The following is a 17,610-nucleotide window of genomic DNA, read 5'->3' on the forward strand; positions in this document are numbered from 1 at the left end:
CGCCCCTGGTGTTGGAAAGCGCTATCCCAGTGGTCAGTCAACCATCCCGGGCAGGTGCTTGACAATGAGGAGCTCAGGCGGGGCGGTGGGCTCTGATGAGGTGGCGCGTGGAGTGCGTGACGAAGGGGCCGTCGCGCTCGACGAGTTCGTGGAGGTCCCTCAGCCGGTCGCGGTAGGCCGCCACGGTGAACCCGGGGACCCACCAGACCAGTTTGCGCAGCAGGTAGACGACCGCGCCCACGTCGTGGATCTCGACGCGCAGGCGCGCCGTCCGCACCTCCGCGACCTCGAGTCCGGCCGCCCGCGCCGCGGCGGCCTCGTCGTCGGGGCGGCGGTCACGGCGGGCCTCCGGCCGGGGGCCGAGGAAGAACTCGGTGAGTTCCAGGACGCTCGCCGGGCCGACGTGCTGGGCCAGGTAGGTTCCCCCCGGCCGGAGGACGCGGGTGATCTCCTCCCACCGAAGGGAGATCGGGTGGCGGCTGGTGACGAGGTCGAAGGCGCCGTCGGCGAAGGGCAGCGGCGACCCGTCCGGGGCGGCCACGACCGCGACGCCCCGGGGGTGCAGGAGCGCGGTGGCCTTCGCGAGGTTCGGGGGGAACGACTCGGTGGCGACCGCGAGCCTCGGGACGACGGGCGCCTCCGCCAGGACCTCGCCGCCTCCCGTCTGGACGTCGAGCGAGGCGTCGGCGCGGGCGAGGTGCTCCGCGAGCATGCGGGAGTACCCCCAGGGCGGGCGCTCCTCGGTGGCGCGCCCCTCCAGCCAGGAGAAGTCCCAGCCGTCGACGTCGACCGCCTCGGCCTCCGCGACGAGGTCCTCGAATGATCTGTCCATCGCACCAGTATCGCGGAACCGCGGCCGCTCCTCCCGGACCGGCCCGCGGGGCGCCTCAGGGGGTGAGGCGCATGAGGGCGCTGGAGCCGTCCAGGGCGACCAGGGCGACGGTGATGCCGTTCATGACGAAGGTGTAGGGCTGTTCCCCGTCCGGCGGCGGGAGGTGGCCCGAGAGCGTGATGCCGGCGCCGTACCCGCTCATGCTCAGCCCCTCCTCGTCGACCGCGTCGACCACGAACCGGTCCACGCCGTGGGCGCCGTCCATGGCGAACTCGTCGCCCTCCTCCACCAGGACCTCGCAGTCGGCGTCGGCGCAGGCGTCCAGGTCGGTGCCGTCGGCCGCCTCGGGCACGGCCTCGGCGACGGCGGAGGGGGACGGGGACGGGGAGGGGCTCGCCTCGGCGTCGGCCGGGTCCTGGTCGGCCGGAGCGGCGGCGCAGCCGCCGAGCAGGAGGGCCGTGGCGACGGCGGCCAGGATGGGGAGGGGGGTGGTGGTCATGGCGCCTCGTCCTTGGTCCGATCGTGCGAGGAGGGAGGCCGCGCGACGCGGCCCCGTGACCGAGCGTCCTGTCCCGGTTACGCGCAACCCTATCCCCGGGGTCCGCGCCTGTCGTGGCGTTCGCCGAAACCGCCGGACGGCACGGTCCCACCAGAGGGGCCGGCCACCCCTCCGGCGGCTCCGCGGCCCCGCCCCGGCGACGCGCGCCGGACGCTCCCGCGCTGTCCGCGGCCGTGGGTACGCTGGCGGCCATGGAGCGCACACCGTACCCGGCCGCCGAGGCGCCCCCCGGACCGGGGGTGGCCGCGGCCTCCGAGCCGGGGGCGGACCCCACCGTCGAGCACCTGGCCGCGACCCTCCGCCGCCGACGCGAGGAGCTCGCCGACGCCGTCGGCGCCCGGATCGGCCAGGGGGCCGTGGTGCACCAGGTCGAGACGCAGTACTGGGCGGGCGTCCCCGTTCCGGCGGTCGCGTGCCGGGCCGCCGTCGACCCGCTGCGGCTGCACCCGGCCGCGAGCCCGGTGACGTGCCGCCGCTGCCTGTCCCGGGGCGGGGTCGAGCGCGACCACCAGGTGCCGGGACAGACCGCGCTGGGGGTGTGAGGGCGGTCCGCCGACCCGGATCCTCTCCGGTGATCTTGACCTTTTCGGGGTCTCAGAGACGGTTGAGACCCCGAAAAGGTCAAGATCACCGGAGAGAGCGCCAAGGAGCCGGCGAATCCCCGACACCGAGACACCCCCGAGGCGGAAACTCCATAGGGAAGCTCCGGCGCGGGGGTGATTCGGCGTGCGCGAACCCGCGCGCGGTGTACAAGGCGCCCACCAGCAGGAACAGGCCCAGCACGACAACGGCGGAGCCCGCCCCCGCGGCCAGGCCCGTCAGGACCACGGTGAAGGAGACCAGGGCCGGCGGCAGGCCCAGGAGGACGTAGCGGGTGTCGGTGACGACCCGGACGAGGGGGTTGTCGGTCGTGTTCATGGCCTCGAAACTACGCGCGGCCGGGCCCGGCGTCAGGGTCGCGCGGACGTGGATCGGAGGTGGTGCCGGCTCCCCCTCCGGCAGGAGTCCCTCCCCCCTCCGCGAGGGCCGGCCCGGGGCCCGGGCCCGGTGCAGGCGCGTGCGGCGGCCCGGTCCTCGCGCGGGTCAGCCCTCGTGCGCGGTGAGGGCGTAGCCCTCGGGGCCGGTGAAGGTGAACGTGCGGCCGAAGGGGCTCTCACGCGGCGGGCCGGTGACGGCGACCCCGGCGGCGGCGAGCCGGTCGTGCAGCCCCTGGGCGTCGGCGGTGCGGAACCACAGGGCCACGCCGAGGCCGGGCCGCGCGGCGCTGTCGAGGTCGACTCCGGGCAGCGGTTCGCGGACGGCGAAGGGGATCGGCTCGGTGGCGAACACCACCGCGCCGGGAGGCGAGGCGGGGGCCCTTCGCAGTCCGAGGTGCTCCTCGCAGAAGGCGGCGGCCGCCTCGACGTCGCGTACCTGCAGTGCGACGAAGTCGGGGCCGTCGACGGTGGCGGTCATGGGGTCTCCTCGATTTCTTCATGTCAGGACTTTGACATGAGAGACTGTACGTGCGACGGGCTCCCTATGTCAAAATGCTGACATGGAAGACCGGAAGGCCGTGGACCCGCCCCACCCCGCTCAGGACGTCACCGAGCACGTGGGGTACCGACTCAAGCGCTCCGCCGCGGCGCTGCGCGGCGCCATGGACAGGGCGCTGCGCGAGCACGGCCTGACGGTGCCGCAGTACGCGTGCCTCGAACTCCTCGACGAGAGGCCGGGCCTGTCCAACGCCGAACTCGCCCGCGGCGCGTTCGTCACGCGCCAGTCCATGAACGTCGTCCTCCGGGGGCTCCAGGACGCGGGCCTGACCTCCCGGCCCGCCGCCGCCGACCGCGGCCGCGCCCTTCCCGCGCACCTCACCGCCGAGGGCCGCGCCCGTCTCGACGCGGCCCGGTCCGTCGTCTACGCCATCGAACGGCGCATGGTCGACGCGGTCCCGCAGCGGCGCCTGGCCGCGCTCCTCGCCGACCTCGACCGCATGGCGGAGGCCCTCGACGGCTGACCCGCGGACCCGCGCGGGGCGGCGGTGGCGTGCGGCGGGCGAGGGAGCCGCCGGAGACGACGGCCCCGTCCGTGGAGCGGATCGCGCGGACGGCCGGGTCCGGACCGGCGGGGACCCCGCGCCGCCATTCCGCCCGGCAGGCCGGCACCGGACGAGGGCTTACCGGGCGGCCTTCCACACCCCTGGCCACCCGCGGCGCCGTGGTCCTGCCGGTGGTCCCGACGTTGTCGCCCCGGCCCGGCCCCGCCTCCCGCGCCGACACGGGGACGGCCTATCGCGGCTTCCCCGTCCGGGCCGCCCGGTAGTGCGACGGCGGGACCCCGTACCGGCTGGTGAACGCCTGGCGGAGGGTCTCGGCCGTCCCGAACCCGCAGCGCGCCGCCACGCTCGGCATGGGCAGCGACGTGGTGGCCACCAGATGGGCGGCCGCCTCGGCGCGGGCGTCCCGGACGAACCGGCCCGGCGTCCGTCCCAGGTGGGTGAGGAACAGCCGGGTGAGGTGTCGGACGCTGACACCGCCCACGTCCGCCAGCGCGTCCGTGGTGAGGTCGCCGTCCAGGTGCGCGCCGATGTGGTCGACCACCCGCCGGACCAGGCCGTGGTCGGGGGGAGGGGCCGCGGTGAACATGCTCATCTGCGCCTGGTTGCCGGGCCGCTGGAGGTAGGTCACCAGATCGCGTGCGACCGACCGGGCGAGCTCTGCGCCGTGGTCCTCCTCGATGAAGGCCAGTGTCAGGTCCAGGGCGCTGGTGATGCCCGCCGAAGTGGACACCGCGCCGTCGCGGATGTAGATCGGGGCGGGGTCGACGGTGACCTCCGGATGGCGGGCTGCGAGGTCGTTCGCGAACCGCCAGTGGGTGGTGGCGCGCCTGCCGTCGAGCAGACCGGCGGCGGCCAGGACGCTCGCCCCGGTGCACACCGACGCCACCCGGCGGCTCTCCCGGGCCAGGCGCCGGACGTGGCCGACGATCAGCGGGTCGGCGGCGGCCCGCACGTGTCCCCGGCCACCGGAGACGACCAGCGTGTCGAGCGGGCCGGTGAGCCGCTGGAGCGACTGCTGGCTCTGCAGCGTCAGCCCCGTGCCGCAGGCGATCGGGCGTCCCCCGGGGCTGGCGACCCTCGTGCGGTACTCGGTCCGCGCCGATCCGATCGCGTTCGCCATGGCCAGGGCCGTGGTGACGCACGCGATGTCGAGCAGCTCCGCGTCGTCGTACCCCACCACCACGACCTGGCGTGACCTCATGAGCAGAGCATAGGCCGAAAGGCCCGGCATCCCAAGGTTCCGGACATCTCCGGCCGCCGGACCGGACGCTGGAGGGGGCGGGACGCCACAGTCGGACCATGAGGAAAACCACTTCTGCTCCCGCTCCCGCTCCCAATCCCACCGATGAGGCGGAGGCGGGCGGACACGCCCGCTTCCCGCGCCTCGCCGCAGCACTCGCACGACGCTGGCCGACATGGCTGGCGGTCGCCTTCGCCGCCGTTGTCCTGGTCGACCTGGACGACGGGCGCGGGTTCGCGGCCGTCCTCCTGATCGCCGCACTGGGCTACCTGGCCACGGCGGTCATCGACCGTCCCGGCGCGATCTGGGGTGTGATCGCGGGACTGGTGGCGCTCCTGGCGCTCGTGAGGACGTGGGACGTCGACCCGTGGCTCCTCCTCGCGCCGCTCGCGCTCCTGCTCGTCGTGGCCGGCCTGGTCCGCGGACAGCTGCGCCGACCCGGGCTGTTCGCGCTGCAGACCCCGGCGCTTCTGGCCTTCGGCGCGATCGCGCTGGGCGCCCCGCACGTCCCCCCGGGCCTCGGCCATCTCCTGGTCGCCGCGGGGCTGCTCGGCCACGCCGCCTGGGACGCGGTCCACTGGCGGTCCGGCAGGGTCGTGGCGCGCCCGTTCGCGGAGTGGTGCGGCGTTCTCGACCTCCTGCTCGGGGTGGCCGTCCTCCTGCTGGCGGCGGCCACCCGGCTGTGAGGGTTCGGGGCGGCGCCGGTCAGCCGTGGCGCCAGTAGCCGCAGAAGGTGATGTGCGGCTTGGGGACACCCGCGCCCACCCAGTGCCTCCGAAGGCCGGTCGCCAGCCCCTGCTCGCCGACCACCCAGCCGTAGAAGGGCCCGTCCGGCAGGGGAGCGGTCCGGACGGCGGAGAGGACGGTCCGGCCCGGGGCGGTGGCCTGCTCGCGGGCCAGCCAGGTCACCTCGACGCCGGCCGGCGCCGTCAGGTCCTGGCGGTCGGCCTCGGACGGCACCTCGACGTAGGCGCGTCCGGTCGCGCCGGCCGGCAGCGAGCGAAGGACGCCCGCGACGGCCGGCAGCCCCGATTCGTCGGCGGCCAGCACGACGCTCGCCTCCAGACCGGCGGGCGGACGGAAGCCGAGGCCCTCGTCCAGGATCGCCACCGGATCGCCGGGGCGGCAGGCCAGGGCCCATTCCGAGGCGGTGGCCGGGGCGCTCCCGTCGGCCGGTCCGTGGACGACGAAGTCGACGTCGAGTTCGGCGCCCCCCGGCCCGTCCGGCCGGAATTCGCGGACCGTGTAGTTGCGCAGCAGCGGCCGGGTGGTCCTGTCCGTCATCAGGAAGCGCAGGTAGCTGATCGTGCCCAACCGCTCGGGCAGCCGTCCGAGGACCGACCGCCGCTGCTCGACCGAGCCGCTGACCGGGATGAAGATCCGGAACCACTGGTCGAAGCCGAGCGGGACGAACCGCTTCAGGTCGTCCCCGCCGAAGGTGACGCGGACGAAGTGGGGCGAGACCTGTTCCCGGCGTCGGACGGTGAGGACGAGCGCGCCCGCGGTCTCCGGCCCGGTCCGGGCCGTTCGCGTGTTCTGTCCGGCCATGCCACTCCTTCTCAGTAGGCCAGCCTTACCTTACCTTCCTCGGGTGGGTGTGGGAATCCCGTCCGCTGCCGTGTCGGACGGGAGCGCGCCACGGGCGGACGCGTCGTGGGCCGGCCGCGAGAACGGGCCGGGCCCCGGGGCAGACGACGGCCCTGGGGGAGCCGGACACCGGTGGGGACATCGTCCGCGCGCCGGGGCCCCGCCGTCCCCGGCGCGCGGACGGGCTCCGCTCACTCGGTGCCGAGGTCCTCGCGCCACCCGGCCTCCTTCTTGACGTACTCGTTGTCGGAGTGGTCGGCGAAGTCCTCCGCCTCGTTCACGCGGCGCACCTCCAGCCGGGCACCCGCCCCGAGGGGTGCGCGCTTCGCCCACGCGGCCGCCTCCTCCCGGTCGGCGACCCGGATGATCCAGAACCCGTGGAAGAGCTCGCGCGTCGGGCCGTAGGGGCCGTCGGTGAGGACGGGCTCCCCGGCCCCGAAGCCGACGACGAAGCCCTCCCCGGCGTCGGACAGGCCCTCGCCCGCCACCAGCACGCCCGCCTTCACCATCGACTCGTTGTAGGCGCCCATCGCGTTGATGACCTCCTCGAAGTCGGTCTCCGCGTACGCCTCGGCCGCCGAGTCGTCCGCGCGCATGATGAGCATGTACTTCATGGTTCTCTCCCGTGCTGTCGAGGCCGCCGTTCGCGTCCTTCCACCCCTGCGTCGAACGGGCGCGGACGAAATCGACACCACCGCGAGAATTTTTTCCGCCGTCTCGCCCACGCCCCGGAAGAGCGGGGGAGACGGGGCCCGCCGCCGTCGCGCGGCGGGTGCCGTCCGCCTCCCGGGCGGCGCCGCGGCGAAGGCCCTCCCGGGCGGCGGTCAGCGGGTCCGCGCGAAGACGTGGTCCAGGTGGTCCAGGGCGGCGCGGGTGTAGTGCCGCCGACCGCTGCGCACGCCGTAGGCGAGGTCCTCCAGGAGGCAGCAGCGGGCGTAGAAGGCGATCCGCTCCCGGGCGGCGTCGTCGCAGCGGCCCGGGTAGTGCTCCATCAGCAGGTCGAAGACCTCGGGGGGCAGGTCCCGGTAGAGCCGGGCCAGGTCGTGGGCGGGATCGGCGAGGGCCGCGTCGGTCCAGTCGAGGACGCCGGTGACCGTGCTCGTGGCGGCGTCCGCCAGGATGTGCTCGGCGCCCAGGTCGTTGTGGCAGAACACCGCGTCCCGGGGCTCGGGCGGCGGCGTGCGGTCGAGGAAGTCCTCGACCAGGCGGAGGCGGTGCGCCGGGACGAGGTCCCGGACCTCCCGGTAGTCCTCCTCGGCCTCCCGCAGCCACACCGCGAGAGGGGTGTCGTCGGGCGGCGCCAGCGCCGCCGTCTCCTCCCGGGGAGTCCCGTGCAGGCGGCCGACGAACTCGCCCAGCGGGGCCGCGAGCCGCGCGGGATCGGCGACCGGGCACTCGTTCAGGGGCAGGCCGGGAAGCCGGGGGTAGGCCAGGACGCCCGCCGCCGGGTCGACGAGGACCGGTTCGGGGACCGGCAGCGGGGACAGGCCGGCCACCACGGCGAGGAGGTCCGCCTCGCGCCGGACCGACGCGCGGCGGAGGGCGGGATCGGCCTCCCTGCTCACACGCACGATCAGTTCGCCGTTGACCTCGTAGGCGAGGTTGTCCAGCCCGCCGCCCGCCCTGGTGACGGAGCGGACCTCCAGCTCGGGGAGGCGCAGTGCCAGCAGCACGCGGATCTCGTCGGTCATGTCCGAACCCTAGTGCCCCGCGCCCGTTTCTCCCGGTGATCTTGACCTTTCCGGGGTCTCGGAGGCGGTTGAGACCCCGGAAAGGTCAAGATCGGCGGGAAACCACCACGGTCCGGCGGGCGTGTCGGGCTAGGATCGCACGGTGCCCCGACGCGACACCGCGACCCCCACGCGCGACACCATCGCCACCGCCGCGACACGCCTGTTCATCGAGCGGGGGTACTCCCGGACCTCGGTCCGCGGGATCGCGGCGGCGGCCGACGTGGACCCGGCCCTCGTCATCCGCCACTTCGGAACGAAGGAACAGCTGTTCCTGGAGACCATGCGGCTCGACCAGCAGCCCCTCCTGGAGGGGCCGATCGAGACGCTCGGCCCCCGTTTCGTCGACTACGTGCTCACGGCCGACAACCGCACGCGCGGGGTCTACCTCGCGCTGATCCGGGCCAGCGACGCCAGCACGGTGGGGTCGCGCCTGCGCGAGGCCCACGAACGGGCCTTCGTGCGTCCGCTGGCCGAGCGCCTCACCGGGCACGACGCCGAACTGCGGGCCCGCCTGGCCGCCGCGCTCGTCGGCGGGCTGCTCTACAGCCTGTGGATCGTCGGCGACGACGTGCTGGCCGCCGCCGACCACGGGGAGGTCGTGGCGCGCTACGGCGGCCTCCTCCAGGACCTCCTCACCCCCGGGAGCTGAGAGCGCCCCCGGAGCACCGGGTCACTGGACGGACCAGCCGCCGTCGGAGGCGAGCACCACGCCGTTGACGTTGTCGCTGTCGTCGCTGAGCAGCCAGGTGATCGACGCGGCGAGCCGGGCCGCCTCCGCCACCGGCGGGATGAGCCGCATGAACTCCCCCATGCGCGCCTTGGCGAACGCGGAGCCGAAGGCGCCCTCGATCCCCGTCGCCACCGGCCCCGGCGCCACCGCGTTGACCCGGATCCCCTGCGGGCCGTACATGAACGCCGAGCTGCGCGTGATGCCCACGACGGCGTGCTTGGACGCCGTGTAGGCGGCCCCGGCGGCGTTGCCGCGCAGCGCCGCCTCGGAGGTGACGTTGACGATCGCGCCGCGCCCGGCGGCGAGCATGGACGGCAGCACCGCGCGCGAGAGCTTGAAGGCGCCGTCGACGTTGACCGCGAACACGCGCTCCCACGCCTGGTCGCTCACCTCGTGCAGGGGCGACATGTCGTCCATGATCCCGGCGACGTTCGCCAGGCCGTCGACGCGCTCCCCGGCCGCGGCGACGATCCGCGCGATGTCCTCGTCCTTGGTGATGTCGCCCGCGACGGGGACGACCGAGCCCTCGGGAGCCCCGTCGACCAGGGCCCGGAGGCGGTCCTCCGCGATGTCCACGCCGACGACCCGGCCGCCCTCGCGCGCGATGCGGGCGGCGGTGGCGCGGCCGATCCCGGACGCCGCACCGGTGACGATGACGGTCCGCCCGGTGAAGCGCGCGCCGCCGGGGGGCGTCTCCGGCTCCTCGTCCTCCTCTTCCCCGACGACGGGGGCGACCCCGCCGTTCGCGCGGATGACGAGCTCGTCGACGAGCTCTTGCGGGAACCGGTCCCCGGCGAGCTCGACGAGCCTGGCCAGGGGGAGCTTGCCGACGGGGCGCAGGGCGTCCTCGTCCTGGCCCGACCGCTCGATCAGCTCGCGCAGGACCGGCCCGCCGACGGGGTGCGCGAACCATTCCTCCACCGAGTTCCCCGCGGTGATCGGCCTGTCGTCCGTGGTCATGTCTTCTCCTCGCCTGCGGGGCCCCGCCCTGCCGCTCGTCCGCGCCGTGGCCGTCCACGGCCCTGTTGTCAACTTAGTTGACACCCTGGAAATGGTAGGCGCCCCGGAGAAGCGAGTGGTCCCGCGTGCGCGTCGGGCCGCTCCCGGGTCCCGTCCGGGGAGGGTCAGCCGCCGTTGGACTGGCGGGTCCCCTCGGCGAGCGCGTCGAAGGTGTAGACGAATCCGCCGTCGCCGCCGCTGACCGTCATGTAGGCGTCGGTCGTCCCCGGCGCGATGGCGACGTTCGTCGCCGACTCCAGCCCGTCGGCGTCGTCGGCGGGGACGGAGACCGTCGCCAGGTGCTCACCGGTCGAGCCGTACACGAAGATCCTCGGTTGGCCGTGGACGGCCTGGTAGAGGTTCCCGGCGGCGTCGACCGCGATGGAGTCGACCCGGCTCGTGCCGCCGTCGAAGTGGATCGCGGCGTGGGAGGTCTCCACCTCCGTCCCGTCCCCGCCGAGCGTGTAGTGGTCGACGCGGTTGGCGGCGTACTGGCCGACCCACAGGCCCGAGAAGTCCTCGTCGAACGAGATCCCGTTGGGCGCGGGGAGGTCCTTCGCCAGGACGGTCGCCTCCGCCGTGTCCCGGTCGATCCTGACGACCCTGCCCCGGGCCTCCCAGGCGGGCCCCGAGAAACCGGTGGAATCGCTGACGTACATGTTCCCCGCCTCGTCGAAGGCCAGGTCGTCCGGCCGCATCGGCGCGCCGTCGACGTCCCCGGAGAAGAACGTGGTGTGGTCGTCCCCCTCCGGGGTGACGCTGTCGATCCCGCCGCCCGCGAAGTCCGTCAGGTACAGCCGACCGTCGAACGGGCTGAACTGGGCGGACGTGTAGGCGCTGTCCTCGTTCGTGAACACCGGGACCACCTCCCGGGAGTCGGTGTCCACCCTCAGCACCTTGGGCTCCCCGGCGGGAGCGGTGACGTCGACGAGGACGAGGCCGCCGTCCGGGGCGAAGGCCGGCCCCTCCAGCAGGGTCGTCCCCGTCTCCTCGTGGACGGAGGTCACCTGGACCAGGAGTCCGGCCGTCCGCTCCCCAGGCTCCTGGTCCGCGCCCGTGGCCGCGGCGCCGGAGCAGCCCGTCACCGCGCCGGCCAGGACGAGTAGCGAGAGCGCGCGGACGGTCGCCGAGGGGCGTGCCTCAGGGCGGTGCGGCGTCATGGGGTTCTCCTTCGATCGGGGCGGTGGGGCGCCTGACGGAGCCCGGGTCGCGGACGGCCTCCCTGCTACGGCTTCGGCACCAGGACCTCGTGCACGCGGTTGTCGCGCCACTCCTTGAGGAGCCGGTGGAAGGCCACGGGGCCGGGGCTGTAGGAGGCCCCGCCGTGGACGCCGGCGCCTTCGCGGTTGTAGTAGCCGGGCGTGCACCCGGCCTGGAACGCGGAGTTGTCGTGCGCGGTCTCGCGCACCGTCCGGCCCCACGCGTCGGCCGCCTCCTGCGAGGGTTCGACCACCGCGGCCCCGGCCTTGCGGGCCTCCGCGACGACTGCGGCGATGTGCTCGGCCTGCTCCAGCAGGACGTGCGCGAAGTTCACCGAGTTGGCGTTCTGCAGCGAGCCCAGGTGGAAGAGGTTGGGGAACCCGTTGCCGTAGAAGCCGTGCAGGGTGCTGGGTCCGCGGCTCCAGGACGCGAGCAGGTCCCGGCCGCCCCGGCCGCGGACCCGCAGCGTGCCCGCCAGGACGCCGGAGACGCCGACGTCGAACCCGGTGGCGAAGACGACGCAGTCCACCGGGTACTCGGTCTCGCCGACGACGATCGCGTCCTCGGTCATGCGCGTGACGCCGCCGTGGTCGGCGGTGTCCACCAGGGTGACGTTCGGCCGGTTGAACGTCTGGAGGTAGTGGTCGCTGAAGCAGGGCCGCTTGCACATGTAGCGGTACCAGGGCTTGAGCAGTCCGGCTGTCTCCGGGTCGTCGACGACCTCGTCCACCCGCGCCCGGAGCTGGTTCATCTTCCGCGCGTCGACGAGTTCGTCGATCCGCTCGCGTTCTTCCGGGGAGACGCTCGTGTCCAGCGCGCCGGAGATCATCTTCCGCTGGAGCCGGGCGGTGGACGTCCAGCCGTCCCGGGTCAGGTCGGTCTCCACCGGCTCGCCGGAGACGACCGCGAGGAAGTTCTCCATGCGCTCGCGCTGCCAGCCGGGTCTGAGGGAGGCCGCCCACTCGGGGTCGGTGGGGCGGTTGTCGCGGACGTCCACCGAGGAGGGGGTGCGCTGGAACACGTACAGGTGCCCCGCGTCCCGGCCCATGTGCGGGATGACCTGGACGCCGGTCGCCCCGGTGCCCACCACCGCGACCCTCTTGTCCGCGAGGCCGTCGAGGCCGCCGGTCTGGTCGCCGCCGGTGTAGCCGTAGTCCCACCGGCTCGTGTGGAAGGTGTGGCCCTTGAAGGTGTCGATCCCCGGGATGCCCGGCAGCTTGGGCCGGGTCATCGTGCCCGAGGAGGTGATGACGAACCGGGCGCGCATCCGGTCGCCGCGGTCGGTCCCGACCACCCACTCCTGTGCCCGCTCGTCCCAGTCCAGGCTGGTGACACGGGTGTGGAACAGCGCGTCGCGGTAGAGCCCGAACGTCTCGGCGATCGCCACCGCGTGGCGGCGGATCTCCTCGCCGGGGGCGTAGCGCCACTCGGGCACGTAGCCGACCTCCTCCAGCAGGGGCATGTAGGAGTAGGACTCGATGTCGCAGTGGATGCCCGGATAGCGGTTCCAGTACCAGGTCCCGCCGAAGTCGCCCGCCTCGTCCGTCATCCGGATCGACTCCACGCCCGCCTGCCGCAGCCGCGCGCCGGTCGTCAGGCCGCCGAAACCGCCGCCGATCACGAGCACCTCCACGGTGTCGGTCAGCGGCTCGCGCTCCTTCCACGGGGTGTAGGGGTCCTTGGCGTAGTAGCCGAACTCGCCCGAGGCAGAGCGGTACTGGGCCGTGCCCTCGGGGCGGACGCGGCGGTCGCGCTCGCGGGCGTACCTGGCCCGCAGCGCGTCGAGGTCGATCTCCTCGGCCGGGCCGCCGGTGCTCGCGGTCGTGTCGGAGTCTGTGCTCACGTGCCGTTCTTCCTCTCTCGCCTCCGCGACACCGGGGAGCGGGTCTCGACGGCGGCCGGACGGCGGGTGCCCTGGTGCGGGCGTCGGTCATCGGGTGGGCCCCGTTTCTCACACGCGGAGGCGCCCACTTTTAAGTCAGTCGCATGACTTATCTTAACAGTACGTGCCTGGACGGTTCCGAACCGGGAGGAGGAGGGGGCGTCGGGAAGGCCGCCGTCCGGCGGCGCGCCCCCGTCGCGGGAAGGCGCGCCGGCCGCGTGCGGAACCGGCGTCGGGCCCGGGTCCGGGCGGCACCGGTGGGCCGGTGCGGGCCGGGGTCGGTACGGTGGTCCCCATGAGCGGCAGGATGACGAGGACGGACCGGGTCGCCGCGACGCGGGAGACGATCCTGTCCGCGGCGGAGAGGCTTTTCGCCGAACACGGAGTGGCCGCGGTCTCCAACCGCCAGATCAGCCAGGAGGCGGGCCAGGGGAACAACACGGCGGTCAGCTACCACTTCGGCTCCAAGGACGCCCTGGTCCGCGCGATCGTGCGCAGGCACACCGAGCAGATCGAGGAGACGCGCCTCCGAATGGTGCTGCGGGCCGACGGCTCCGCCGAGGTGAGGGACTGGGTCGCCTGCATGGTGGAGCCCTTCGCCCGGCACCTCGCCGATCTGGGCGCGCCCACCTGGTTCGGGCGCTTCAGCGCCCAGGTCATGACCGACCCCGCCTACCGCGAGATCATGTCCCGGGAGGCGCTCAACTCCCCCTCGCTGCTCCGGGCCGGCGAGGAGCTCAGGAGACGCCTCCCCGACCTGCCGCCGGACGTCCGCCTGGAGCGCCAGGACATGGTCGGCCGGCTGATGGTCCACACGATCGCCGAGCGCGAGCGCGCCCTCGCCGAAGGGGCCCCCGTTTCCCGCGAGTCCTGGGACCGGGCCGCCTCGGGGCTGACCGACGCCCTCACCGGACTGTGGCTCGCCCCGGTCACCGCCCCCTCGGCGCGGACCTGACGGGAAGCCGCGCGCCCCGACGGTCGTTGAGAGATCCCCGCGCCGACGATCCAGGACCCGCGTCCGTTCCTCCCGGCGATCTTGACCTTTCCGGGGTCTCAACCGCTTCTGAGACCACGGAAAGGTCAAGATCACCGGGAAGGCGCCGTGATCCCGGGGCTCTCCGGGTGACTTCCTCTCCGGTCGACGGGACTCCTTGCCCTGCTTATCGAATATCGATAGATTGATATCGCTTTTCGATAGAAGGAGAAGTGATGGGGAAGTTGACAGTGCTCGCGCTGCGCGTCGTGCTCGCGGTGCTCCTCGTCGGCTCGGTGCTCGTGCAGACGGTGATGGTGCCGCTGTTGGCCGCCGACCTGGAAGGGCTCAACGCGGACTTCGCCCACCTGCGCGCCCCGCTCCTCGTGATCATCGTCCTGGGCGTCGTGGCCGTCCAGGTCGTCCTGGTCTGCGTGTGGCGGCTGGTGACGATGGTGCGGCGCGGAACGGTGTTCTCCCACGCCGCCTTCCGGTACGTGGACGTCGTGACCGGCGCGATCGTTGCGGCCGCCCTCCTGGTGTTCGCGCTCGGCGTCGTCCTGGCGCCGGGCGACCCCGTCGCCCCGGGAGTGGTCCTCCTGCTGGGCGGGGTCGTCGTGGCGGTCCTGGGGGTCGCGCTCATCGTGCTCGTGCTGCGGACGCTGCTCGCCCAGGCCGTCGCGCGCGACGTCGAGGCGTCGCGGATGCGGGCCGAGCTGGACGAGGTGATCTGATGCCGATCGCCGTCGACATCGACGTGATGCTGGCCCGGCGGAAGATGTCCGTGGGCGAGCTCGCGGACCGCGTCGGGATCACCCCCGCCAACCTGGCGGTGCTCAAGAACGGCCGCGCCAAGGCGGTGCGCTTCGCGACGCTCGCCGCGCTCTGCGAGGCGCTCGAGTGCCAGCCGGGAGACCTGCTGCGCTGGGAGGCCGAAGGCGCCGCGAACGGATGACGTCAGCCGTCCGCGGCGGCTGCGGGCCGGTGACGAGGCCTGCGCGCGTCCGGTGTCCGTTCTCCCGGTGATCCTGGAGTGGCCCCGTCCGGACCGGGGGAGGCGGGCGGTCGGGCCGGTCAGCCGAGGGCGGCGAGTTTTCCCTCCAGCACCGACCGCTCGCTTCCGTTGCCGCACAGCCGCACGGCGAGCTCCAGTTCGACGCGGGCCTCCCCGGTGCGTCCCAGGCGGGTGAGCAGCTCACCGCGGACACCCGGCAGCAGGTGCGAGTTCGGGAGCGCCCCGGCGGCCGCCAGCCCGTCCACGATCGGCAGCGCCGCGGCCGGCCCCCGGGCCATGGAGACCGCCACCGCCCGGTTGAGGTCGACCACCGGTGACGGCGCGAGCCGGCCGAGCGCCTCGTAGACGAGCACGACGCGCTCCCAGTCCGTCGCGCCGACCGACGGAGCGAGCGCGTGGCACTCGGCGATCGCCGCCTGCAGGCCGTAGGCGCCCAGGCCCCGGCCGGCGCGCTCCGCGCGGGCCAGGGCGGCCCGCCCCCGGCGGATCGCGGCGCGGTCCCAGCGGCGGCGGTCCTGGTGCTCCAGCAGCACGGGCCGCCCGTCCGCCCCGGTGCGGGCGGGGAAACGCGCCGCCGTCAGCTCGAGCAGCGCCAGCAGGCCGTGGACCTCGGGCTCCTCCGGCACCAGCCGGGCCAGCACGCGCGCCAGCCGCTGGGCCTCGCCCGCGAGGCCGGGCCGGAGCAGGTCGTCGCCCGAGCTGGCCGAGGACCCTTCGGTGAAGATCAGGTAGACCACGTTGAGCACCGAGCCGAGCCGCTCGGCCCGCTCCCCGGCCGACGGCACCTCGAACGGCACCCGGGCCGCTCCGAGGGCCTTCTTCGCCCGGGTGATCCGGGCCTGCACGGTAGCGGTCGGGACGAGGAGCGCCTTGGCGATCTCGTCGCTGGTCAGACCGCCGACGACCCGCAGGGTGAGCGCCACCCTCGCCTCCCGGGGCAGCACGGGATGGCAGGAGACGAACATCAGCGCGAGCACGTCGTCGTCGATCCGGTCCGGATCCCACAAGACCTCCTCGGCGTCCCGGACCGGATCGGCGGGCGCGCCCCCCGAGGAGGCGCCGCCCTCACCCAGGTCGCGGGCGAGGACGGCGTACCTCTCGTCACGGGCGGCGCGCCGGCGGAACACGTCGATCGCGCGGCGCCGGCCGACCGTGAGCAGCCACCCCGCCGGGTTCCGGGGCACGCCCTCGCGCGGCCAGGTCACCAGTGCCTCGGCCAGCGCCTCCTGACCGAGGTCCTCGGCCAGCGCGAAGTCGCCGGTGTACCGCGCGAGCGCGCCGACGATCCGCGCGGAGTCGATCCGCCAGACGGCGGCGACGGCCTCGCGGCCGGTGGGGTCGGCCATCTCGTGTCGATCCGCTCAGAGCTGGCCGGTGGCCTCGCGCCAGGCCCGCTCCTTCTGGATCCACTCGTTGTCCTGCGGGAACTCGTCGATCGAGGCGACCCGGCGGATCTCGGTCCTGAAGCCCGGTCCGGTGATCGGCAACCGCTTGGCCCACTCGACGGCCTCCTCCTTCGAAGCCACGTCGAGGATGTAGAACCCGCCGAACAGCTCCTTGGTCTCGCCGTACGGGCCGTCGCTGACCACGGGCGGCTCGGAGGAGTGGTCGACGACCACGCCCTCGGCGGCGTCGTCAAGGCCCTCCGCGGCGACCAGCACACCGGCCCGGATCAGCTCGTCGTTGTACCTGCCCATGGTCTCGATCATCTCGTGGAAGTCGATGTCCGCCATCTTCGCGGAGGCCTCGTCGGTGGCGCGCATGACCAGCATGTACTTCATGGCTCTGTCTCCCTGAACAGTCCGGGCCCCTGTGCGGGCCCCTCATCCCTAGGTCGAACGGGAACGCCGCCGATCGACACGACCGCCGGTCTTTTCTCGAGGGGTCCCGACAGCGTAGGGCACGCCGTCCGGAGGCGGGCGGACCGACGCCGCTGCTTCAGCGGAGGCCGCCGTGGGGTGGTCGAGGCGGCCGACGCCGGCGAGGACCCAGGCCTGTTCGGGGGTCCAGGTGGGTTCGTTGGGGGCGGGGCGCCAGTGGCCGACGTGGACGAGGCCGGGGTCGAGCAGGCGCAGGCCGGTGAGGAAGCGGGCGATCTCCTCGGGGGAGCGGGTCCTCCCGGGCGGGGAGAGGGTGGCGTAGAGCTGGTCCAGGCGGGCGGCCTGGTCGGGGGCGACGGTGTTGTCGGGGTGGCTGACGGCCAGGTAGGAGCCGGGGGCGACGCGGGCGCGCAGGGCGGCCACCGCGTCGTGGGGACGGTCGTCGTCGCCGAGGAAGGCCAGGACCGAGGACAGGATGAGCGCGACCGGGCGGGTGAGGTCGATGAGGCCGGTCACCTCGGGGTGGTCCAGGATGCGGTGGGGGTCGCGCAGGTCGCCGTGCACCACCCGGACCCGGGGGTTCTCGGTGAGAAGGGCGCGGCAGTGGGCCAGGACCAGGTGGTCGTTGTCGACGTAGACCACCCGCGCGGCGGGGGCGGCCGTCTGGGCGATGGTGTGGGTGTTGCCGGTGGTGGGCAGGCCCGAGCCGATGTCGAGGAACTGGGCGATGCCGGCTTCGCCGGCCAGGTGGGTGACGACGCGGCCCAGCCACGCGCGGGTGGCCAGTGCCATGGTGGTCAGGCCGGGGATGGTGTCGGTGAGTTCCCGGACGGCGGCGCGGTCGACCTCGAAGTTGTCCTTGCCGCCCACGAGGAAGTCGTGGACCCGGGCGGGGGAGGGGTTGTAGAAGTCGATCTCGGGTTCGGGGGGGTGCGCGGTCATCGTGTGGGCCTTCGGTGTGCGGGCGGCTGGAGCGGCGGGCGGACGGGTGGCGGATGC

21 protein-coding genes are annotated in these 17,610 nt (G+C 74.0%); 7 read left to right on the forward strand and 14 right to left on the reverse strand.

The annotated features are described in order from the left end of the window. Nucleotides 1–73 precede the first annotated feature (73 nt). Together EV190_RS05410 and EV190_RS05415 are read right to left on the reverse strand one after the other, a co-directional pair. Nucleotides 74–832: a class I SAM-dependent methyltransferase gene (locus EV190_RS05410; RefSeq protein WP_133740330.1), complete on the reverse strand. Its 759-nt coding sequence runs from the start codon at nt 830–832 to the stop codon at nt 74–76. Between the two features lie 55 nt (nt 833–887). Continuing rightward, nucleotides 888–1,331, reverse strand: coding sequence for a hypothetical protein (locus EV190_RS05415; protein WP_133740331.1), 444 nt, complete (start codon nt 1,329–1,331; stop codon nt 888–890). 251 nt (nt 1,332–1,582) lie between these two features. Here EV190_RS05415 and EV190_RS05420 point away from each other — a divergent pair, with 251 nt between their 5' ends. Further along, nucleotides 1,583–1,933, forward strand: a complete 351-nt coding sequence (locus EV190_RS05420; protein ID WP_243742367.1) for a hypothetical protein — start codon at nt 1,583–1,585, stop codon at nt 1,931–1,933. Between the two features lie 85 nt (nt 1,934–2,018). On the opposite strand, the gene EV190_RS05425 is transcribed toward EV190_RS05420, so the two are convergent. Both EV190_RS05425 and EV190_RS05430 read right to left on the reverse strand, forming a co-directional pair. Beyond that, a complete protein-coding gene (locus EV190_RS05425) occupies nt 2,019–2,309 on the reverse strand; it encodes a sensor domain-containing protein (protein WP_133740332.1) in 291 nt (96 codons plus the stop codon). Between the two features lie 165 nt (nt 2,310–2,474). Next, a complete protein-coding gene (locus EV190_RS05430; RefSeq protein ID WP_133740333.1) occupies nt 2,475–2,846 on the reverse strand; it encodes a VOC family protein in 372 nt (123 codons plus the stop codon). Nucleotides 2,847–2,928: 82 nt separating this feature from the next. On the opposite strand from EV190_RS05430, the gene EV190_RS05435 reads away from it, so the two are divergent. Then, on the forward strand, nt 2,929–3,390 hold the full coding sequence (locus tag EV190_RS05435) for a MarR family winged helix-turn-helix transcriptional regulator (RefSeq protein ID WP_133740334.1): 462 nt from the start codon (nt 2,929–2,931) through the stop codon (nt 3,388–3,390). Between the two features lie 271 nt (nt 3,391–3,661). Here the strand turns inward: EV190_RS05435 and EV190_RS05440 are convergent, their stop codons facing one another. Beyond that, nucleotides 3,662–4,633 (reverse strand): GlxA family transcriptional regulator, encoded by a 972-nt coding sequence (locus EV190_RS05440; protein WP_133740335.1) that lies wholly within the window; start codon nt 4,631–4,633, stop codon nt 3,662–3,664. A 98-nt stretch (nt 4,634–4,731) separates the two neighbouring features. Here EV190_RS05440 and EV190_RS05445 point away from each other — a divergent pair, with 98 nt between their 5' ends. Continuing rightward, nucleotides 4,732–5,358 carry a hypothetical protein gene (locus EV190_RS05445; protein ID WP_133740336.1) on the forward strand — a complete coding sequence of 209 codons (627 nt, stop codon included), beginning with the start codon at nt 4,732–4,734 and terminating at the stop codon, nt 5,356–5,358. A gap of 19 nt (nt 5,359–5,377) precedes the next feature. Here the strand turns inward: EV190_RS05445 and EV190_RS05450 are convergent, their stop codons facing one another. The 3 genes from EV190_RS05450 to EV190_RS05460 all read right to left on the reverse strand — a co-directional run bounded on the left by EV190_RS05450 (nt 5,378) and on the right by EV190_RS05460 (nt 7,950). After that, nucleotides 5,378–6,220 (reverse strand): siderophore-interacting protein, encoded by an 843-nt coding sequence (locus tag EV190_RS05450; RefSeq protein WP_133740337.1) that lies wholly within the window; start codon nt 6,218–6,220, stop codon nt 5,378–5,380. A gap of 230 nt (nt 6,221–6,450) precedes the next feature. Further along, nucleotides 6,451–6,873, reverse strand: coding sequence for a YciI family protein (locus EV190_RS05455; protein WP_133740338.1), 423 nt, complete (start codon nt 6,871–6,873; stop codon nt 6,451–6,453). 210 nt (nt 6,874–7,083) lie between these two features. Continuing rightward, entirely contained in the window at nt 7,084–7,950 is an 867-nt protein-coding gene (locus EV190_RS05460) for a phosphotransferase family protein (protein ID WP_133740339.1), read from the reverse strand. A 142-nt stretch (nt 7,951–8,092) separates the two neighbouring features. Between EV190_RS05460 and EV190_RS05465 the strand changes: the two genes are divergently transcribed. Next, nucleotides 8,093–8,641, forward strand: a complete 549-nt coding sequence (locus tag EV190_RS05465) for a TetR/AcrR family transcriptional regulator (protein ID WP_133740340.1) — start codon at nt 8,093–8,095, stop codon at nt 8,639–8,641. Nucleotides 8,642–8,662: 21 nt separating this feature from the next. On the opposite strand, the gene EV190_RS05470 is transcribed toward EV190_RS05465, so the two are convergent. The 3 genes from EV190_RS05470 to EV190_RS05480 form a co-directional block, all read right to left on the reverse strand. Further along, nucleotides 8,663–9,682: an SDR family NAD(P)-dependent oxidoreductase gene (locus EV190_RS05470; RefSeq protein ID WP_133740341.1), complete on the reverse strand. Its 1,020-nt coding sequence runs from the start codon at nt 9,680–9,682 to the stop codon at nt 8,663–8,665. 164 nt (nt 9,683–9,846) lie between these two features. After that, nucleotides 9,847–10,881, reverse strand: coding sequence for an SMP-30/gluconolactonase/LRE family protein (locus EV190_RS05475; RefSeq protein WP_133740342.1), 1,035 nt, complete (start codon nt 10,879–10,881; stop codon nt 9,847–9,849). Between the two features lie 65 nt (nt 10,882–10,946). Then, nucleotides 10,947–12,764: a flavin-containing monooxygenase gene (locus tag EV190_RS05480; protein WP_133740343.1), complete on the reverse strand. Its 1,818-nt coding sequence runs from the start codon at nt 12,762–12,764 to the stop codon at nt 10,947–10,949. A 334-nt stretch (nt 12,765–13,098) separates the two neighbouring features. On the opposite strand from EV190_RS05480, the gene EV190_RS05485 reads away from it, so the two are divergent. The 3 genes from EV190_RS05485 (at nt 13,099) to EV190_RS05495 (ending at nt 14,731) form a co-directional block, all read left to right on the forward strand. Then, nucleotides 13,099–13,758: a TetR/AcrR family transcriptional regulator gene (locus tag EV190_RS05485; protein ID WP_243742368.1), complete on the forward strand. Its 660-nt coding sequence runs from the start codon at nt 13,099–13,101 to the stop codon at nt 13,756–13,758. A gap of 254 nt (nt 13,759–14,012) precedes the next feature. Further along, the gene (locus EV190_RS05490; protein WP_133740344.1) at nt 14,013–14,510 is read left to right on the forward strand and encodes a DUF2975 domain-containing protein; all 498 of its coding nucleotides are present in this window, start codon (nt 14,013–14,015) and stop codon (nt 14,508–14,510) included. Continuing rightward, the gene (locus EV190_RS05495; RefSeq protein ID WP_133740345.1) at nt 14,510–14,731 is read left to right on the forward strand and encodes a helix-turn-helix domain-containing protein; all 222 of its coding nucleotides are present in this window, start codon (nt 14,510–14,512) and stop codon (nt 14,729–14,731) included. Before EV190_RS05490 ends, EV190_RS05495 begins: the two co-directional genes overlap by 1 nt. A 119-nt stretch (nt 14,732–14,850) precedes the next feature. Here EV190_RS05495 and EV190_RS05500 read toward each other — a convergent pair whose 3' ends face one another. Genes EV190_RS05500 through EV190_RS05510 form a run of 3 tightly spaced genes read right to left on the reverse strand, consistent with a single transcriptional unit; the run spans nt 14,851 to nt 17,553 of the window. Further along, nucleotides 14,851–16,137 carry an RNA polymerase sigma factor gene (locus EV190_RS05500; RefSeq protein WP_133740346.1) on the reverse strand — a complete coding sequence of 429 codons (1,287 nt, stop codon included), beginning with the start codon at nt 16,135–16,137 and terminating at the stop codon, nt 14,851–14,853. 15 nt (nt 16,138–16,152) lie between these two features. Further along, complete coding sequence (locus EV190_RS05505; protein WP_133740347.1) at nt 16,153–16,572, reverse strand: YciI family protein; 420 nt, start codon at nt 16,570–16,572, stop codon at nt 16,153–16,155. A 48-nt stretch (nt 16,573–16,620) separates the two neighbouring features. Beyond that, a complete protein-coding gene (locus EV190_RS05510) occupies nt 16,621–17,553 on the reverse strand; it encodes an SAM-dependent methyltransferase (protein ID WP_133740348.1) in 933 nt (310 codons plus the stop codon). Nucleotides 17,554–17,610 lie beyond the last annotated feature (57 nt).

It is taken from the genome of Actinorugispora endophytica (assembly GCF_004363075.1).
GTDB lineage: Bacteria > Actinomycetota > Actinomycetes > Streptosporangiales > Streptosporangiaceae > Actinorugispora > Actinorugispora endophytica.

Excerpts from the sequence above, each read along its gene's own strand:
- EV190_RS05410 (WP_133740330.1), bottom strand. The coding sequence starts at position 832 with ATGGACAGATCATTCGAGGACCTCGTCGCGGAGGCCGAGGCGGTCGAC.
- EV190_RS05415 (WP_133740331.1), bottom strand. The coding sequence starts at position 1,331 with ATGACCACCACCCCCCTCCCCATCCTGGCCGCCGTCGCCACGGCCCTC.
- EV190_RS05420 (WP_243742367.1), top strand. The coding sequence starts at position 1,583 with ATGGAGCGCACACCGTACCCGGCCGCCGAGGCGCCCCCCGGACCGGGG.
- EV190_RS05425 (WP_133740332.1), bottom strand. The coding sequence starts at position 2,309 with ATGAACACGACCGACAACCCCCTCGTCCGGGTCGTCACCGACACCCGC.
- EV190_RS05430 (WP_133740333.1), bottom strand. The coding sequence starts at position 2,846 with ATGACCGCCACCGTCGACGGCCCCGACTTCGTCGCACTGCAGGTACGC.
- EV190_RS05435 (WP_133740334.1), top strand. The coding sequence starts at position 2,929 with ATGGAAGACCGGAAGGCCGTGGACCCGCCCCACCCCGCTCAGGACGTC.
- EV190_RS05440 (WP_133740335.1), bottom strand. The coding sequence starts at position 4,633 with ATGAGGTCACGCCAGGTCGTGGTGGTGGGGTACGACGACGCGGAGCTG.
- EV190_RS05445 (WP_133740336.1), top strand. The coding sequence starts at position 4,732 with ATGAGGAAAACCACTTCTGCTCCCGCTCCCGCTCCCAATCCCACCGAT.
- EV190_RS05450 (WP_133740337.1), bottom strand. The coding sequence starts at position 6,220 with ATGGCCGGACAGAACACGCGAACGGCCCGGACCGGGCCGGAGACCGCG.
- EV190_RS05455 (WP_133740338.1), bottom strand. The coding sequence starts at position 6,873 with ATGAAGTACATGCTCATCATGCGCGCGGACGACTCGGCGGCCGAGGCG.
- EV190_RS05460 (WP_133740339.1), bottom strand. The coding sequence starts at position 7,950 with ATGACCGACGAGATCCGCGTGCTGCTGGCACTGCGCCTCCCCGAGCTG.
- EV190_RS05470 (WP_133740341.1), bottom strand. The coding sequence starts at position 9,682 with ATGACCACGGACGACAGGCCGATCACCGCGGGGAACTCGGTGGAGGAA.
- EV190_RS05475 (WP_133740342.1), bottom strand. The coding sequence starts at position 10,881 with ATGACGCCGCACCGCCCTGAGGCACGCCCCTCGGCGACCGTCCGCGCG.
- EV190_RS05485 (WP_243742368.1), top strand. The coding sequence starts at position 13,099 with ATGAGCGGCAGGATGACGAGGACGGACCGGGTCGCCGCGACGCGGGAG.
- EV190_RS05490 (WP_133740344.1), top strand. The coding sequence starts at position 14,013 with ATGGGGAAGTTGACAGTGCTCGCGCTGCGCGTCGTGCTCGCGGTGCTC.
- EV190_RS05495 (WP_133740345.1), top strand. The coding sequence starts at position 14,510 with ATGCCGATCGCCGTCGACATCGACGTGATGCTGGCCCGGCGGAAGATG.
- EV190_RS05500 (WP_133740346.1), bottom strand. The coding sequence starts at position 16,137 with ATGGCCGACCCCACCGGCCGCGAGGCCGTCGCCGCCGTCTGGCGGATC.
- EV190_RS05505 (WP_133740347.1), bottom strand. The coding sequence starts at position 16,572 with ATGAAGTACATGCTGGTCATGCGCGCCACCGACGAGGCCTCCGCGAAG.
- EV190_RS05510 (WP_133740348.1), bottom strand. The coding sequence starts at position 17,553 with ATGACCGCGCACCCCCCCGAACCCGAGATCGACTTCTACAACCCCTCC.